Origin of the sequence: Leisingera sp. ANG-M1 (genome assembly GCF_000813745.1) — a bacterium.
Classification (GTDB): domain Bacteria; phylum Pseudomonadota; class Alphaproteobacteria; order Rhodobacterales; family Rhodobacteraceae; genus Leisingera.
The window spans coordinates 966-1643 of sequence record NZ_JWLC01000075.1 but is presented as its reverse complement, the minus strand read 5'-3'; the positions used below and the strand labels follow the sequence as shown (position 1 = coordinate 1643).

At 49.4% G+C, this 678-nt stretch carries 1 protein-coding gene; it reads left to right on the top strand.

The genetic code is table 11. From position 1 onward, the window contains the following. Positions 1–284 precede the first annotated feature (284 nt). Positions 285–425, top strand: coding sequence for a hypothetical protein (locus tag RA19_RS27300; RefSeq protein ID WP_206540311.1), 141 nt, complete (start codon positions 285–287; stop codon positions 423–425). Positions 426–678: the final 253 nt, after the last annotated feature.

The following is a 678-nucleotide window of genomic DNA, read 5'->3' as shown; positions in this document are numbered from 1 at the left end:
GCAGATGGGAAACCGCAGAATCCGACTTTCCTAGCTTTGTGGCCAACTGCGAGTTGTGGACGCCTTGCCGCTGCATCAGCGACTTCAAGACTTCACCAAAAATACTGTCAGCCATACGTTTTCCTCCGGTAAGGAATAATTACCAGGATTTCGAGCTTCGTCAACGATGCGATTGTTTGATTACTAAATTTTACTTAATCTGATAATTGCTTCTTGAGATTTGCGTAACTTACTGTAACTTTAAAGGTGCATTACGGTAACCGCCTGGGAGAAGGATGGCCGCTATGAGTGAAGGCGTAAATGTCACAATCAACGTAACCAAGACCTCGGACCGCGAGTCCGAAAAGGCAATTACAAAACCTGCAAAAAAAAGCCTGCCTGGCAAACTGCTCGCGCTGCTTGCACGGGTCTGGTTCAAGGACTAGGACTGAAGATCTGCACAGTCAAAGTTGCGCGCTGCCTGAAACTGACTGCGGTGGACCTTTCCACCGCAGTCTTTACGCCTGGCGCAGAGCCGCAGAATTCATGGCCGCAAATTAAGTGCGTGGAAATGCTTTCGACCCAGCCGTGGATGATGCGGGTCTTCGCACACTGCATGGTTGCCTCTAGCATAATACAGTTCCCGCCCATATGAAGAGGTGGAACCCGAAGGTGAGGATAATGGCGGTCATCGTATTT

Coding starts and splice junctions, on each gene's coding strand:
- RA19_RS27300 (WP_206540311.1), top strand. CDS start 285: ATGAGTGAAGGCGTAAATGTCACAATCAACGTAACCAAGACCTCGGAC.